Here is a 15,860-nt window from a genome sequence, read left to right as displayed (position 1 = left end):
ATAACTTTCTGAAGGAGGAAATAATCATGGCAACGATCAAATTAGAAGTAGAAGGTATGTCTTGTAATCACTGTGTTCAAGCGGTAGAAGGAGCACTGCAAGAAATTGGTGCTAAAGGCAAAGTGAATTTGGAAGCGAAGTCTGTAGATATTGAATACGATGCAGATCAAGTGGATATTATGAAATTGACCGATGCGATTGAAGAACAAGGATATGACGTTATCTCCACAGGCGGTTAATAGAACGATAGAGCTGTATACTGATTTATGTATGTTGAAATGAAGTGAATGTGTTGCCCTTAGTGATCCTTCGGGCAACTTTTTTTGGAAATATAAATACCCTATAGGGGTATATGAAAATAAAGAATCATATCGAAAAAGGAGGTTATTAGCATGAACGCATCATCAGAAGATCAGACCAAGCAATTAACATTACAAATTGGTGGCATGACTTGCGCTGCTTGTGCAACACGAATCGAAAAAGGATTGGGTCGTCTTGACGGGGTAGAAGAAGTGAATGTGAATCTAGCTCTTGAACGAGCTTCTGTCACTTATACCCCATCTACAGTAAATAAAGAACAAGTGGAACAGAAAATCGAACAATTGGGTTATCAATCACTGAAAGAAACTGTCGATCTAGATATTGCAGGTATGACCTGTGCAGCGTGTGCTACAAGAATTGAAAAAGGAATCAAGCGGATGGAAGGCGTCTCATCAGTCAATGTAAATCTGGCGCTGGAAACCGCTAGAGTTCAATATACGCCGGGTAGTCTAGAAACAACCGATATTATACGCAAAGTGGAAAAGCTAGGCTATACCGCATCTCCCAAAAAAGAAGAAGGTCTTCAACAACGACGAGCACATGAAGCCACTGTGCGAAAGTGGAAATTAATCGCTTCGGCGATCTTATCACTGCCTTTACTGTGGGCGATGTTCGGTCATTTTAGCGTGACATCATGGATTGGTGTACCGATGTTTTTAATGAATCCATGGGTACAATTAATACTTGCTACACCGGTTCAATTTATTATTGGAGGAGCCTTCTATGTGGGTGCTTACAAAGCATTGCGTAGCGGAAGCGCCAATATGGATGTACTGGTAGCACTGGGAACATCGGCTGCTTACTTTTATAGTTTATTTCTCATTATCCGTTCGTTGGTGGTACCGGGAACGACGGTAGAATTGTATTTTGAAGTGAGTTCAATCTTGATTACATTGATTTTACTAGGCAAATGGTTTGAACATCGTGCCAAAGGACGTTCTTCGGATGCGATACGTAGCTTGATGGGCTTACGAGCTGTAACTGCTCGTATTGATCGCGATGGAGAAGAAGTAGAGATTCCAGTCGATGATGTGCAAGTTGGCCATATTATTATTGTCAAACCGGGTGAAAAAATTCCGGTCGATGGTGAAGTGGTCGAAGGGCATTCTTCTATTGATGAATCGATGTTAACCGGAGAAAGTCTACCTGTTGAAAAAATGGTCGGTGATCAGGTGATCGGAGCCACTATTAATCAGAATGGACGACTTAAGTTCCGGGCTGTTCATATTGGCAAAGAAACTGCGCTGTCTCAGATTATTCGTGTTGTAGAAGAAGCTCAAGTCTCCAAAGCACCGATTCAGCGTCTAGCTGATGTGATTTCAGGTATTTTTGTACCGATTGTAGTCGGTATTGCGTTATTAACCTTTGCAATCTGGTTCTGGGGTGTAACGCCCGGTGATTTTAGCGGAGCACTTGAAAAAGCAATTGCGGTATTGGTTATCGCTTGTCCATGTGCACTAGGGCTAGCCACACCGACTTCGATTATGGCAGGTTCAGGTAGAGCTGCTGAATACGGTATTTTGTTCAAAGGTGGAGAGCATTTAGAAGCGGCGCACAAAGTAGATACAGTTGTATTAGACAAAACAGGAACGATTACACGTGGCGAGCCTATTTTAACAGACCTTCGATTTGCTAATCATCACGAACAGATTTCAGAAGATCAATGGTTAACATGGGTAGCGGGAGCGGAATCAGCTTCTGAACATCCATTAGCTAGAGCCATTGTACAAGGGATCAAAGATCGTGGATTAACACCTGTTCATGTAGATACCTTTGAAGCGATACCAGGCAAGGGTATACATGCAACGACAGGGCAACAATCGCTATGGATCGGAACTCGTCAATTGTTGCAATCTCAGCAGATTGATGTAGATTATCTTGAAGCAGAGATTCAAGAAGTTGAACAGCAGGGTAAAACAGTGATGTTAACTGCTATTAACGGTCAGTACGCAGGCTGGATTGCTGTAGCGGATACGGTTAAAGAAACATCACAAGCAGCAATAGCTCGTCTCAAACAAATGGGCTTACGTGTGATTATGATTACAGGCGACAATGAACGTACCGCTCAAGCGATTGCTAGCCAAACAGGCGTCGATCACGTATTGGCAGGTGTACTGCCTGAAGGTAAAGCTGCCGAGATTAGCCGTTTGCAACAAGAAGGTCGTATTGTAGCGATGGTAGGAGATGGGATCAATGATGCTCCTGCTTTGGCAACAGCCAATACAGGGATTGCGATTGGTACAGGAGCCGATGTAGCGATGGAAGCGGCAGATATTACCTTAATGCGTGGAGATCTGAACGGGATTGCCGATGCGATTATGCTCAGTCGCCGGACGATTCGTAATATTCGCCAAAATCTATTCTGGGCGCTTGCTTATAATGTTATTGGGATTCCTATTGCTGCCCTAGGTTTGTTAGCTCCATGGTTAGCCGGCGCAGCAATGGCTTTTAGTTCCGTATCGGTGGTATTAAATGCGTTACGTTTACAACGAATCAAATTATTATAAACTTGCATTTAGTACTAATTAATATGATAATAGTTATATATAATTAGTTAGTTATAAATGATTAGTAGACAGGAGTGTTCCTATTTATGAATGATACCATTTCTTTATTAATGAAGCATCGTTCGATTCGTAGCTATAAATCTGATCCCGTTACCGAAGAACAATTAGAAGCGATTGTTGCTGCTGGGCAAATGGCATCTAGTTCTAGTAATGTGCAAGCTTATAGTGTGATTGCTATTACAGATCCAGAGCGTAAGTCCAAGCTATCTGTGCTTGCAGGGAACCAACCGTATATTGAGCAATGCCCTGTATTTCTAGTATGGTGTGCAGATATGTATCGCTTGGAAAATGCGGTTCAACAGCATATGCCTGAAGCTGAATCTTATGGTGATGCCGCAGAAAACTTTATCGTGGCTACCGTAGATGTTACTTTAGCTGCACAGAATGCCGCAATAGCCGCAGAGTCTTTAGGACTTGGTGTAGTCTATATTGGTGGGATTCGTAACCATATCGAAGAAGTGTCTGATTTCTTAGACTTACCGGATCATGTGTACCCTATCTATGGCATGTGTCTAGGCTATCCGAATCAAGAGCCGGGTATTCGTCCACGCTTACCACAGAAAGCAATCTTGCATCGTGAATCCTATCAAGCAGATACAACTTTAGAAGCAATGAAAGAGTACGATGATACAATGGTTCGTTATTTGTCTGAACGTACAGGTGGAGCCAAAAGTGCCCCATGGTCAGCTTTGATGGCTGAGAAAATGACGGCTCCTTCACGGATGCAATTAAAATCATTTTTAGAACGCAAAGGATTCAATAAACGTTAATTGTAATATCGTGATTTTACATCATAATATAGTGAAAAACCGTTATCGATTGTTCTCACGAAGAGTCCACGATAACGGTTTTTTATGTTTTATTCAGCTAATATTTTGATCCAACCTAATATAGAAATGATAAGCGTCGTGAAAAGAAGAGCAGATAACCGTACAATGCGAGGTATAGCCAGCCAATACTTTAGCAATTTCCACTGTAGTTCTTTCCATTTTTCCCAATCAATGATCATGGAGCAGACACTCCTCTATTAAAGTCGTGTAGAACTTGTTCAATTGTATCGAGTTTATTAAGAACGTTCCAGTGCTGGCTTAGCATTGGACTGATTGGGAGTCGGATGAACAGTAGGTGCTTCATGCTCTCGAATCGCCTGAAATAATTGTTTACTAGAAGGTAAGAACAGAGCGACAATCAGATTCAATATCGATACAGCAAACATCAATATAAATACATAATGAATTCCAGATGCTAATTGAGAGGGTGTACCTGTCGTCACAATTGCATTAAATACCATACCGAATACAGCTACACTAATCGTCTGTCCAAGCGAGTTCATTAACGTATTGGTAGACGTCGCCACACTACGCATTTGGAAGCCGACAGCGCCCTGAATAATAACCAGTGATGGGGTCACAATAAAGCCCATACCCAGTCCAATCAGAATCAATGAACCTACGATCACACCGTAAGAAGATTGAGCATGCATAACAGCTAACCATAGACTACCGCCTACTACCAATGCTGATCCAAGTACAATCAGTAATTTGGCGCCTACTTTGTACATCCAGCGTCCGGCTAACGTAGAAGCGACAGGCCAGGCAATCGACATCGGCATTAGAGCCAGTCCGGCACTTGTAGCACTATAGCCGAATACATCTTGTATCCAGAGTGCACAATACACCGTTACACCCATGACCATCCATCGTGTAGAGAAACCAAGCACATAAGGAATAGATAAAATACGTGAGTGAAACAGCGATAATGGTAACATCGGTTCAGCTGCACGCTGTTCAATCCGTAGGAACAAAGCCATAAAAATAACAGTCACCGCAAATAAACCTATAATCATCGGTGAACTCCAAGCATATTCTTCTCCACCTGTTAAAAGGGCTAACAACAAAGCGGTCATTCCGATCGTAAACGTAATGGCTCCTGCATAATCGATCGACTTCTGCTTTTTCTCAAAAGATTCGTGGAAATAAATAAAGATAAACAAAATAGCGATAATACCTACAGGTAAATTGATAAAGAAAATCCAGCGCCAGGAGATATAATCGACGAAATAACCACCAACTAATGGACCAAACAGCCCAGCTACAGACCATACCGATGAGAATAATCCCTGTACTTTGGCACGTTCTTTACCCGGGTACAGATCGCCTACGATGGTAAAGGTTACCGGAGTAAGTGCTCCTGCGCCAATCCCTTGAATCGCACGATACCAGATCAATTCAGTCATCGAGTTAGCAAATCCACACATGATCGAACCCAGCACGAATACTCCAAGTCCTATCGCAAAAATAGATTTCCGACCAAATAAATCACCCAGCTTACCAAAGATAGGCGTGGCGATACATGTGGTTAATGTATAAATAGAGAAGATCCAACTAATAAGGTTCAGTCCACCGAGTGAAGAAATAATGCGCGGTGATGCTGTACTGACTACTGTAGAATCTAGGGCACCAATAAACAGGGCTGCAAGCAGACCTATAGTAACCATAGACCGATTGGTTGCTTTGGACATGTACATTGTTCCTTCTTCCTGAATCAAGATGTTTATTATTAACGAAAAGAGAGTTATTTGAAGCACTGCACATCGTATATCAGAATAAAAGGAACGTCAAGACATTTGAAGCATACGAACACTTGTAGTGAGTCAACCAATTTTTACAAAAAAGATTGTATTAAATCGAGACAATTGCTGGAATTTAGCGTATTCTTGATAGAGTATGAATATCTTTCTATACAAACATTAAGATGGCATAACAGAGAGGAAGATTGTCTAGCGAATGAATTACAAAAACCAACAAATCTTTGGATTTAGTATTGTTTTAACAATAGCTATTATATTCATGGTTATTGAATTTATTATATTTCAGAGTGGCTCATTTACAGGCACAGGAATGGTCGTTGCTCTACTATCTATTCTTCTTATTGTAGCTGGAGTGGGAATCGCATTTTGGACGATCAGAAGAACGACCCGTCAGTTAAAACAAGTCACGACAGTGATGGAACAGATCGATTTTGATACGTCTGAACCTTTGCCACGTCTACATGTTACAACTAGCGGTGAAATTGGTAATATTGCTACAGCTTTTAATAAAATGTCTGAAGCGTTAGAAGTGCATACTCATCAAGCAAGTGAATTTAATAAGCATATCGAAGAAAGCAATTGGATCCAGACTCAATTGGCTCATATTGGAAATGTCTATCGCAATGTAAATGCAATCGATGATCTAGCAGATCGATTAATTCATGAATTAACACCTGCTGTAGAATCAGCATATGGTATTTTTTATTTTTGCGAAGAAGAAAATGGAATTGAATTATTAAAAAGAAAAGCGTCTTATGCTACCTACAGTGATGTGCCTGATCTAGTTCATGCATTTAAATTTGGTGAAGGTATTATTGGACAAACGGCCCTCGAAAAACAGACTCATATCATGAAAGCTCCATCGGATCACCCGATACGTATTCAGACAGGTGCAACCGTTATTCCTATTCAAGAAATTATGATTGTACCCATCTTATTTGAAAATCGTACAGTCGTTGTCATTGAGTTAGGAACAATTCACGGATTTTCACAAAGACAGCAACAACTGGTTGAACGTATCGCTAATACTTTTGGCGTGGTTGTGAACAATATTGATAATCGGATGCAAGTGGATCGGTTATTACGTGAGTCTCAGACACTAACAGAAGAACTGCAATCACAACAAGAAGAACTACAAGTCCAACAAGAAGAACTGCAAGCTACCAATGAACAGCTTCGTGAACGTAATCACTATGCTGAGATCAAAACGGAAGAATTGCAGATCACGCAAAAAGAACTTCAATTGTATTCAGAAGAATTGAGCCGTAGTTCTCGGTACAAATCGGAGTTTTTAGCGAATATGTCCCATGAATTACGTACACCACTCAATAGTATTTTAATTCTGTCTCAATTGATTAGTGAAAAAGAAAAACAGCATGAAGAAGATGATGTTCCACATTTTGGAGAAGTGATCAATCGATCCGGGCAAGATTTGTTAACCCTAATCGACGATATTTTGGATTTGTCTAAAGTAGAAGCAGGGATGGTTGAAGTACAACGTGATTCGGTAGCGGTCTATGATCTACCTGAAGTCATGGGATATAGCTTTGACAAAATTGCAGAGCAAAAAGGTATTGAATTCCATTCTCATATTGATGAAAATGTGCCAGATGTCTTCTATACCGATGAGAAAAGATTACAACAAATCATGAAAAATCTACTTTCTAATGCATTCAAATTTACAAGTAAAGGTTCTGTAACAATTAGTATTTCATTGGCAGATGAGTCGATTGTGGCTAAAGGATATAGTATTCCTGAGCAGATGGATTATATGTTAGCGATCTCGGTAACGGATACTGGAATAGGAATCAAAGAAGATAAGCAAAGTTTAATCTTTGAAGCTTTTCAGCAAGAAGATGGTACTACAGAGCGTCAGTATGGAGGCACAGGGTTAGGATTATCTATTTGTCGTGAGTTCTCCAAATTGCTAGGGGGCTATGTAACGGTTCAAAGTGAATTGGGTAAAGGCAGTACATTTACCTTATACCTTCCTTCACTTGCTATCAATGAAGAAGGACAGCCTGTGACCAAGCCTGTATCTCCAACATGGATGGACAAAGAAGAACAAGAAGATTCGTTGGCTCGATTACAAGGCAAATCTGTGCTTGTGGTTGATGATGATTTGCGTAATATTTTTGCACTAGAAGGCGTGCTCAAGCTCAAAGGGATGCATGTTCGTAGTGCACAAAATGGGGAAGAAGCGATTGCACTTCTACATGCCGAATCTACAGATATTGTATTGATGGATATGATGATGCCGATTATGGATGGATATGAAGCGATGCGCTGGATTCGCTTAGAGGAAAAGTGGAAAGACTTGCCTATTATTGCGTTAACTGCAAAAGCGATGAAAGATGATCGTGAATTATGTATTGAAGCAGGAGCATCTGATTACATCAGCAAACCGATGAATGTAGAACAGTTGTTATCTGTTATTTTGGTATGGCTTTCCGATTGGGAGCAGCCTGATCAAGTCAGCTCACCTGAACAAGAGCAGACTCAAGAACAAAATAAATAATTTACATTAAAATAATAAGGCACATCGTCCGCATAATGGACAGTGTGCCTTATTTTATGTGTAAAAAGATAGTGTGTTTTGATACAGTATCTGACGTGCTTCTTTCTCCGTTAGGCCTTGAATCTTCGCCCATTCACGGCATACATCAGCAGTCATCATAGGATGAGTCATCTGTTCTGCAAAAGAACCTTCAAATGGCCACGGCCCATCGGTTTCAACCATAACGAGATGAGCAGGATATACGGCTGCTAATTGCTGAATCTCCTGCTCATATTGGATATCCGGTGTAAATGAAATGGAGTAACCGTTATGGATCATACGCTGAATCGTTTCAGGATATCCTTTGAACCAATGAAAATGTGCTTTGGTAATGCCATATTGCTCTAGCAAATCACAAGCGATTGCAGCATCTTCATAGACTGCATGTAAGATCACAGGCTTGTCATAACGAGCAGTCAATTGGAGCAACGCAGACAGCACATCTTGATATCCTTGCTCGTCCAATAACTCGCCACGTTCTATCGCTTCAAGCCGACGATAATAAGGTAATCCAATCTCTCCAATAGCAATCAGTTGATCCATACGCTGTTCGATCCACAACAATAACGTCTGAAGCTCTTGAGCGTCAGGTAAAGGCTGTTCTGGATGATAACCATACGCAGGTTGAACAATAGACGGGTAGCGCTGAGCAAGCTGTTCTGTGCGCTGACAGGAAGACAGATTCATTGCGACGCTGATTAAAGATTGAATATTCAGATCAGCTAATGACCGAATCATCTGTTCAATCTTCGGATCATCATATTGATCCAGATGAATATGACTATCTATCAATGGAGCATAGACCTTATTCATCATAGATCACCTTCGTCTGTATGACGCATCGCATTCATCAGTTGTCTACGTAAAGCAATAAATGCTGGATCATCGGTAATCTCTTCTCGTCTTGGGCGCGGGAAAGGTACAACAATATTGTGTAGAACGGTCGCTGGACGACGAGACAGTACATAGATGCGATCGGACAACAGCAAAGCTTCTTCAATATGATGTGTAACGAAAATAACCGATCGTCTATTCTCTTCCCAAATATTTAACAACCACGATTGCATCTCACTGCGTGTAAAAGCATCCAAAGCACTAAATGGCTCATCCAGACAAAGTAAGTCACGAGGACCTAGCAATGCTCTAAGAAAAGCGACTCGTTGCTGCATACCGCCAGATAAGGTATGAGGATAAGCAGAAGCAAAATCACCCAATCCCACTTTGTCCAACCAGTGACGTGCTAAGTCTAGTGATTCTTTACGTGGTAAGCCTGCAACCTCGCGCGCTAGAATTACATTATCCTGAATCGTTCGCCATGGCATCAGTGCCGGTTGTTGGGGCATATAGCCACTTAATCCTTTACGTCCTGTTATATTTTGACCATCCAACAGAATATCACCTTGATCGGGAAGAACCACACCGCCGATCATCTGTAACAGTGTGCTTTTACCTGAACCGGAAGGGCCGATAATCGAGACAAATTCTCCTTGATCAACATGTAAAGAAATGTCTTGTAGCACATGTAAAGATTGCTTGCCTTGTGCAAAAGATTTACTGATCTGTTGTAATGCTAACAGTGGCGTAGAAGTGTTCGTGATGATAGGTGAAGATTGAGATTTATTGATCGACATCTTTGGAACCTCCTTTGCCAGAACGCATCGATGCAGGATGATGCCAACGAATAGACCATTTTTCAATAAGATTGATAATCATAAATAACAAAAGACTGATAGCGACAACGACTAGAATCGCTAAAAACATATGATCAGTACGGAATGCTGATTTCTGTAACATCATATAGTAGCCTATTCCTTCACTACTGCTGATCCATTCTGCGATAATTGCACCCATCACACTATAGGTTGCTGCAATTTTTACGCCAGAGAAGATCGAAGGTAAGCTAAAAGGCAATTCTAATTTCCAAAAGATTTGGCTTTTGGAAGCACCAATCATTTGCATATAATTGAGCATTGTTCGATCGGTTGTAGCCAGTCCGCTGAGTGCCGCAATCGTGACCGGGAAAAAGCAGACGAGAATAATCACGATTAATTTGGATAAAATACCAAATCCGAACCAGATGACAAGTAGCGGTCCCAGTGCAATCGTCGGAATATTTTGACTCAAAATCAATAACGGATATAGCGCTGAACGTAGAAACGGAGTGTAATGAAGTACTCCTGCTACCAGTAGACCTACAGCGACCCCGATACTAAAACCGGATAATGTTAACTTTAAAGTTGCCCATGTATGCAGACCCAGTCGATCTTTTTCACTCCAAGCTTCATGTCCAATTAACGCAGGACTTGGCAGAATCCATGCTTCAATATGGAATAGACTGGTTGCCAATTGCCAGATGACCAATAATAAAACAACCGCCCCCAGGGGCGGCCATATGCTTTTCCACCATGATCTCATAGCAGACATTAGCGGTACTTCTCGGTCAATCCATCCATACTGATACCGGATGGACTATGTGCAATCTTGATCTGAGAAATGATACTAGGACTACCTTTCTCCACCAAAGCTTCATGCATTTGACGAACCACTTCTAGCAATTCGCTAAGTTCGCCTTCCATAGTAGTCTCAAGTGGATGAACTTCATATTTCACGCCGGATGCTTGAATCACTTCAATCGCCCGATCTACATAATCATAAGAGTTCTCGCCTGCTTGTGTTTTGGGAATTACTTGAATACTGAGTAACGTATGTGCCATTCTATCCATCTCCTTATTCTCTATTTAGTCGTTGCCGCAGGTAAATAATCATTGGTATAGGCTTTAGTTGCATCTAATGGACTATCGAGCAATTTTTGCTTGAACATCCAGTTGGCATATCCTTCCCAGACGGATTGTTTTTGTTCACCCCAGCGTGGTGCATCATCTTGATAACGTGGAGATAACCATTCTTGACTGGCTTTTACTAATTTAGGATCAAGATCAGGAACAGCTTTGAGCAAGATATCCGCAGATTCGTCTGGATGCGCAATCGCATATTCATACCCTTTACTGGTTGCCGCCATAAATGATTTGACCAATTCAGGATCGGTAGAGATCTGCTTCTCATTGGTTACGATAACAGGGGTATAGTAATCCAGTTGGTCAGAATAATCTTTAACATATAACATATCTAACGGCTGACCACGAAGTTCAGCTTCTATGCCTGTCCATGCGTAGAATATCCAGGCAAAGTCGATTCCTTTTTGTACTGCTGTAAAATAATCGGCATTCCCGATATTCACACTTTTAACTTTGCTAACATCGCCGCCGTCCGTGTCCATAATCGATTTCATGACAGCTTCTTCAACAGGAGAGCCCCAAGCGCCATAGGATTTGCCTTCCATATCTTTAGGCGTCTTGATCCCGCGATCTGTAGGTGCCGCGAAGCCAGAAGTATTATGTTGAATAACAGCAGCAAGCGAGACGAGTGGAACACCTTGAACTCTAGCTTGTGTGACACTTTCTTGGTAGCTGATTCCAAAAGGCACTTCACCAGAAGCGACCATCGTATCTGCTCCGCCTTGTCCGGGCGCTATAATTTCGACATTCAATCCTGCTTCTTTATAAAAGCCCTGTGCTTGGGCTACATATAAGCCGGTATGATTTGTATTAGGTGTCCAGTCTAGAACGACTTTGACATCTTTAAGTGCAGATGTATTGCCCGCTTCATCTGTTGTATTGGTTGTACTTGCTGCTGAACCACATGCAGTTGTGATCCATAATAAACCTACCATTAACCATGGTAAGCCTTTCCGCCACCCTTTTTTATTTCCAATCATCCTAACCCTTCTTTCTGTTCAATCAAATAGTAGAATCGGTCTTCACTTGATAAAAGGCATAAAAAAAACGCCCCCATCGGGACGACATAGGTGCAATTATAAGCTCAACATACAGCATATAACGACTTGTTACTTTCCTACGCTGGCATTATCCAGATCAGGTATAAGGGTCTGTATTTATCACAATACACTCTCAGCCAGTTGCAACTAGCTCCCCTGTACGTATGCGGTTTTTTTACATTGTAATTATAGACCAGAGGGTATCAACTGTCCAGTACAGAGAATGCGTTGTCATCAGCAATAGACAATCTATTTCGGTTCAGGAACTCTGTCTAAGGGTATTTACATATACGGAAGTTTGTAACTAATAAAGTTCCATTCAATCTTTTTCTATCATATCTATTTGATATACATAGACTAAGAAATTGAATACACCCATACGTTTATATACAGGAGGAGATTGATCATGAGTAAAACAGCTGAAGAACAAGCAATTTTGACTGCATTAGAAGGTAACCCATTTTGTGCACTAGGTACTGTAGAAAATGACAAACCTAAAGTACGTTATATGGCGCTATATAATGAAGGCTTAAATATTCATCTCGCGACGAACCGCAAAACACATAAAGTCGAAGAGTTAGAAAAAAATCCGAACTGTTATGTATTGTTGGGTTATGAAAAAGGCGGCACAAGTCAAGTCGTTGAAATTGAAGGCGTAAGTTCTGTATCTACAGACGACGAACTCAAAAAACGTGTCTGGAAAGAAGAATTTAAAGAATGGTTCTCCGGTCCAGAAGATCCTGATTATGTGATCCTAGATATCAAACCACAAACGATTGAATATACAGATAAAGATGGCAACAAACAAACTTGGACTGCATAATATTCTTTTTCAAAAGAATTAAATAGGCAGTAATAGTATAAAAAACTCGGGATTTGAATTTGCGAAACAAGTAAAATGAATGCAAAATTCAAATTCCGAGTTTTTTCGTCTTTTTATTTCCAGAAAAAGGATAAAATAGGTACTTGAGGAACTTGATAAGGTATGCCCAAATAAGGTATAAAAAGATAAGTAGAATTATTTTAGATCATAACATGTAAAATGCCGATGGTGGGATAAACTGAAAGTTCTTATTGTAGAACTGTAAAGGAACTATACTGGAGGTGGTTTCCTTGAATTTAAAACAGATTGAACAGCAGATCGAACAGGAACGCCGCATACTGAACCAGATGGCAGAAGAACACGGAGTACGTGATTATCGTGTGTTGGATCAGTCCGAGCAATTAGATCGAATTTTAGATATGTATTTTCAATATAAAGATCAAGATGCCGATTTTTTAATACCTTAATGTATAGATTTTATGAAAAGAAACATGACACAATCATGTAAAATATAGAATTTTTCGTAAAATAAATATCATTTTCATAAAAAATAGAACTAATAACCCTTCAAATATATCAGCTGATAGTATACAATTCTATCATGCGTTTCTTTTGGTAGCCTTTTCTTCTTTATCTTGCCTATTCTATAAATAGATTACAATATATAATGTAATCGTTTTAAAACAGCATGAATTATGGTTAAGCGAGTTATTCATGCTGATAATACATATCGGGCGCAGAGATAAAGTCGTAAAAGGTCAAGCAAATGCGAATATATTTGGGAGGGGTTTTTTATTTTGAACTTAGGAAACAAAACATTTAAAAAAGCAATTACTGTCATCGCAGCGCTGCAATTGTTTGCAGTGTCGGCAGTTCCTGCTTTTGCAGCAGAAACCACTTCTTCTGAATCTACAGTGAAATTGCGTTTGTTGGAGACAACAGATATTCATGTTAACGTAATGAACTATGATTACTACTCAGATGCAACTACAGATCAATACGGTTACGCTAAAACAGCGACATTGATCAAAAATGCTCGTGCAGAAGCAACCAATAGTGTATTGATTGATAACGGTGATCTATTGCAGGGTAATCCGTTAGGCGATTATGTAGCTAAAGTCGATCCTTTAAAAACAGGCGAAGTTCATCCTGTCTACAAAGCCATGAACCAATTGGGCTACGATGCTGGAAATATCGGTAACCATGAATTTAACTATGGCCTTGATTTCTTGGGCAATGCGTTAAAAGGTGCTAATTTCCCTTATGTAAATGCTAATATTTATACAGATGATGGTACAGGTAAAGGCGAGAAGAACTACTTTACACCTTACCTTATTCTAGATAAAGAAGTAACTGACGAAAGTGGAGCTAAGCATACAATTAAAGTAGGCGTTATTGGCTTCGTACCACCTCAAGTCATGCAATGGGATAGCGCAAACTTGTCGGGGAAAGTGGTTGCTAAAGATATTATCGAAACAGCGAACAAATTTATTCCACAAATGAAAGCAGAAGGCGCAGACATCATTATTGCTGTTCCGCATTCTGGGTTTGAAGATATTCCACAGACCGAATTGATAGAAAATTCTGTGTTGTACTTGAGCAAAGTGCCAGGTATTGATGCGATTATGTTCGGACATGCACACAAAGTATTCCCTAGTGCTGATTTTGCTGGGAAAACAGGCGTTGATCTTGAAAAAGGTACAATCAATGGTGTTCCTTCTGTAGAGCCAGGATTCTGGGGCGATCACTTGGGTATTATTGACCTTGAATTGAAACAACAAGGCGACAAATGGACAGTAAGCGATTCTAAAGTAGAAGCTCGTCCAATCTATGATACAGCAACCAAAAAAGCATTGGTTCAAGCAGATCAAGGTGTCGTCGATTCTGTATATCATGAGCATGAAGAAACACTAGGTTATATTCGTGGACCTGTAGGTGAATCTACAGCTCGTATTACAAGTTACTTTGCACTGGTAGAAGATGATCCTTCGATCCAGATCGTAACGAATGCTCAGAAATGGTATCTGGAGAAACAACTTCAAGGTACAGAATATGAGAACTTGCCAATCCTTTCTGCTGGAGCTCCATTCAAAGCAGGTGGACGTTCAGGAGCAAGTTACTACACAGATATTCCAGCAGGTACAATAGCGATCAAAAACGTATCTGACCTTTATGTATACCCAAATACAGTTCACGCTGTGCTTGTCAATGGCGCTGAAGTGAAAAACTGGTTGGAATGGTCTGCAGGACAATTCAATCAGATCGATCCAGCTAAATCAGGTGAGCAAGCGTTAATCAATATGGACTTCCCAACGTATAACTTTGATGTTATCGATGGCGTAACATACCAAATTGATGTTACACAACCACCTAAATACGATGCAAAAGGAACAGTTCTAAACGCATCTTCTAACCGTATTGTGAATTTACAATTTAACGGTAAAGCGATTGATCCCGAACAAAAATTTGTTGTAGCTACAAACAACTATCGTGCATCTGCTTCTAAATTGGCGAATCCAGATGGTAAACGTATTATCCTAGCTGCACCAGACGAGAACCGTCAAGTGATTATCGATTATATCCGTGAAAACAAAACAATCGATCCAGCTGCTGATGGTAACTGGTCACTTGCACCAATCAAAGGCAATCCAACGGTGACATTCAATACTTCTCCAAAAGCAAAAGATGCACTAGCTAGTGCTAAAGCGGTAGCAGGAGCAGATCCAATTGCTTATGTAGGCGAAGCAGCAGATGGTTTTGCTAAATATTCTATTAATCTTTCGAATACAGCAGCAGGTAGCCAGCCAGCGGTGACACCAGCCAAACCGGTGAAACCAGTAACACCAGCGAAACCTGCTAAACCAACAACGAAGCCAGCTCCAAAACCAACCAAACCAGCTGTAGACAAGCCAGTGAAACCTACAGATGAGCAAACGTATATCATCAAAAAAGGTGATAATCTGTACCGTATTAGTCTGAAATATGGCGTAACATGGGAAGAACTTGCTAAATACAATAAAATTACAGATCCAACGAAACTTCAAGTTGGAGATGCTATCGAGATTCCAGCTAGCTAATAGCGAGGAATATGAATCCAAAATAGGATCGAATCATACACCAAAGACTGCAATAGAAAATAGATTGCAGTCTTTGGTGTATTCAAAATC

Annotated in this window: 14 protein-coding genes and 1 riboswitch; of the genes, 7 read left to right on the top strand and 7 right to left on the bottom strand. The window is 40.5% G+C overall.

Annotated elements, in window-relative coordinates:
* Nucleotides 1–26 precede the first annotated feature (26 nt).
* From PaeCFBP13512_RS15800 to nfsA, 3 genes are all read left to right on the top strand, one after another.
* A complete protein-coding gene (locus tag PaeCFBP13512_RS15800; RefSeq protein ID WP_069329599.1) occupies nucleotides 27–239 on the top strand; it encodes a copper ion binding protein in 213 nt (70 codons plus the stop codon).
* Between the two features lie 153 nt (nucleotides 240–392).
* Complete coding sequence (locus PaeCFBP13512_RS15795) at nucleotides 393–2,828, top strand: heavy metal translocating P-type ATPase (protein ID WP_137224414.1); 2,436 nt, start codon at nucleotides 393–395, stop codon at nucleotides 2,826–2,828.
* An 86-nt stretch (nucleotides 2,829–2,914) separates the two neighbouring features.
* Nucleotides 2,915–3,658 (top strand): oxygen-insensitive NADPH nitroreductase, encoded by a 744-nt coding sequence (nfsA, locus tag PaeCFBP13512_RS15790; RefSeq protein WP_069329597.1) that lies wholly within the window; start codon nucleotides 2,915–2,917, stop codon nucleotides 3,656–3,658.
* 89 nt (nucleotides 3,659–3,747) lie between these two features.
* On the opposite strand, the gene PaeCFBP13512_RS23395 is transcribed toward nfsA, so the two are convergent.
* Together PaeCFBP13512_RS23395 and PaeCFBP13512_RS15785 are read right to left on the bottom strand one after the other, a co-directional pair.
* Nucleotides 3,748–3,897 carry a hypothetical protein gene (locus tag PaeCFBP13512_RS23395; RefSeq protein WP_193555960.1) on the bottom strand — a complete coding sequence of 50 codons (150 nt, stop codon included), beginning with the start codon at nucleotides 3,895–3,897 and terminating at the stop codon, nucleotides 3,748–3,750.
* Nucleotides 3,898–3,954: 57 nt separating this feature from the next.
* A complete protein-coding gene (locus tag PaeCFBP13512_RS15785; RefSeq protein WP_275094492.1) occupies nucleotides 3,955–5,415 on the bottom strand; it encodes an MDR family MFS transporter in 1,461 nt (486 codons plus the stop codon).
* 259 nt (nucleotides 5,416–5,674) lie between these two features.
* Here PaeCFBP13512_RS15785 and PaeCFBP13512_RS15780 point away from each other — a divergent pair, with 259 nt between their 5' ends.
* On the top strand, nucleotides 5,675–7,996 hold the full coding sequence (locus PaeCFBP13512_RS15780; protein WP_137224410.1) for an ATP-binding protein: 2,322 nt from the start codon (nucleotides 5,675–5,677) through the stop codon (nucleotides 7,994–7,996).
* A gap of 54 nt (nucleotides 7,997–8,050) precedes the next feature.
* Here the strand turns inward: PaeCFBP13512_RS15780 and PaeCFBP13512_RS15775 are convergent, their stop codons facing one another.
* The 5 genes from PaeCFBP13512_RS15775 to PaeCFBP13512_RS15755 are packed head-to-tail and all read right to left on the bottom strand — an operon-like array spanning nucleotide 8,051 to nucleotide 11,810.
* Entirely contained in the window at nucleotides 8,051–8,851 is an 801-nt protein-coding gene (locus tag PaeCFBP13512_RS15775; protein WP_137224407.1) for a TatD family hydrolase, read from the bottom strand.
* Nucleotides 8,848–9,666, bottom strand: a complete 819-nt coding sequence (locus tag PaeCFBP13512_RS15770) for an ABC transporter ATP-binding protein (protein WP_137224404.1) — start codon at nucleotides 9,664–9,666, stop codon at nucleotides 8,848–8,850. Before PaeCFBP13512_RS15770 ends, PaeCFBP13512_RS15775 begins: the two co-directional genes overlap by 4 nt.
* Nucleotides 9,653–10,450 carry an ABC transporter permease gene (locus tag PaeCFBP13512_RS15765; protein WP_069329760.1) on the bottom strand — a complete coding sequence of 266 codons (798 nt, stop codon included), beginning with the start codon at nucleotides 10,448–10,450 and terminating at the stop codon, nucleotides 9,653–9,655. The genes PaeCFBP13512_RS15770 and PaeCFBP13512_RS15765 overlap by 14 nt, the downstream gene beginning before the upstream one ends.
* Before the next feature lie 8 nt (nucleotides 10,451–10,458).
* Entirely contained in the window at nucleotides 10,459–10,749 is a 291-nt protein-coding gene (locus PaeCFBP13512_RS15760) for an MTH1187 family thiamine-binding protein (RefSeq protein ID WP_069329593.1), read from the bottom strand.
* A gap of 20 nt (nucleotides 10,750–10,769) precedes the next feature.
* Nucleotides 10,770–11,810: an ABC transporter substrate-binding protein gene (locus PaeCFBP13512_RS15755; protein WP_137224402.1), complete on the bottom strand. Its 1,041-nt coding sequence runs from the start codon at nucleotides 11,808–11,810 to the stop codon at nucleotides 10,770–10,772.
* Between the two features lie 116 nt (nucleotides 11,811–11,926).
* Nucleotides 11,927–12,038, bottom strand: a riboswitch (TPP riboswitch).
* Nucleotides 12,039–12,276: 238 nt separating this feature from the next.
* Here PaeCFBP13512_RS15755 and PaeCFBP13512_RS15750 point away from each other — a divergent pair.
* The 3 genes from PaeCFBP13512_RS15750 (at nucleotide 12,277) to PaeCFBP13512_RS15740 (ending at nucleotide 15,770) form a co-directional block, all read left to right on the top strand.
* Complete coding sequence (locus PaeCFBP13512_RS15750; protein WP_069329591.1) at nucleotides 12,277–12,693, top strand: pyridoxamine 5'-phosphate oxidase family protein; 417 nt, start codon at nucleotides 12,277–12,279, stop codon at nucleotides 12,691–12,693.
* Nucleotides 12,694–12,983: 290 nt separating this feature from the next.
* Nucleotides 12,984–13,160 carry an aspartyl-phosphate phosphatase Spo0E family protein gene (locus PaeCFBP13512_RS15745; protein WP_069329590.1) on the top strand — a complete coding sequence of 59 codons (177 nt, stop codon included), beginning with the start codon at nucleotides 12,984–12,986 and terminating at the stop codon, nucleotides 13,158–13,160.
* A gap of 330 nt (nucleotides 13,161–13,490) precedes the next feature.
* Complete coding sequence (locus PaeCFBP13512_RS15740) at nucleotides 13,491–15,770, top strand: bifunctional 2',3'-cyclic-nucleotide 2'-phosphodiesterase/3'-nucleotidase (RefSeq protein WP_137224399.1); 2,280 nt, start codon at nucleotides 13,491–13,493, stop codon at nucleotides 15,768–15,770.
* Nucleotides 15,771–15,860: the final 90 nt, after the last annotated feature.

Origin of the sequence: Paenibacillus sp. CFBP13512 (assembly GCF_005233705.1) — a bacterium.
GTDB lineage: Bacteria > Bacillota > Bacilli > Paenibacillales > Paenibacillaceae > Saccharibacillus > Saccharibacillus nuruki.
Note: the sequence above shows the minus strand (reverse complement) of the source record. Positions and strands in the feature narration are given on the sequence as shown.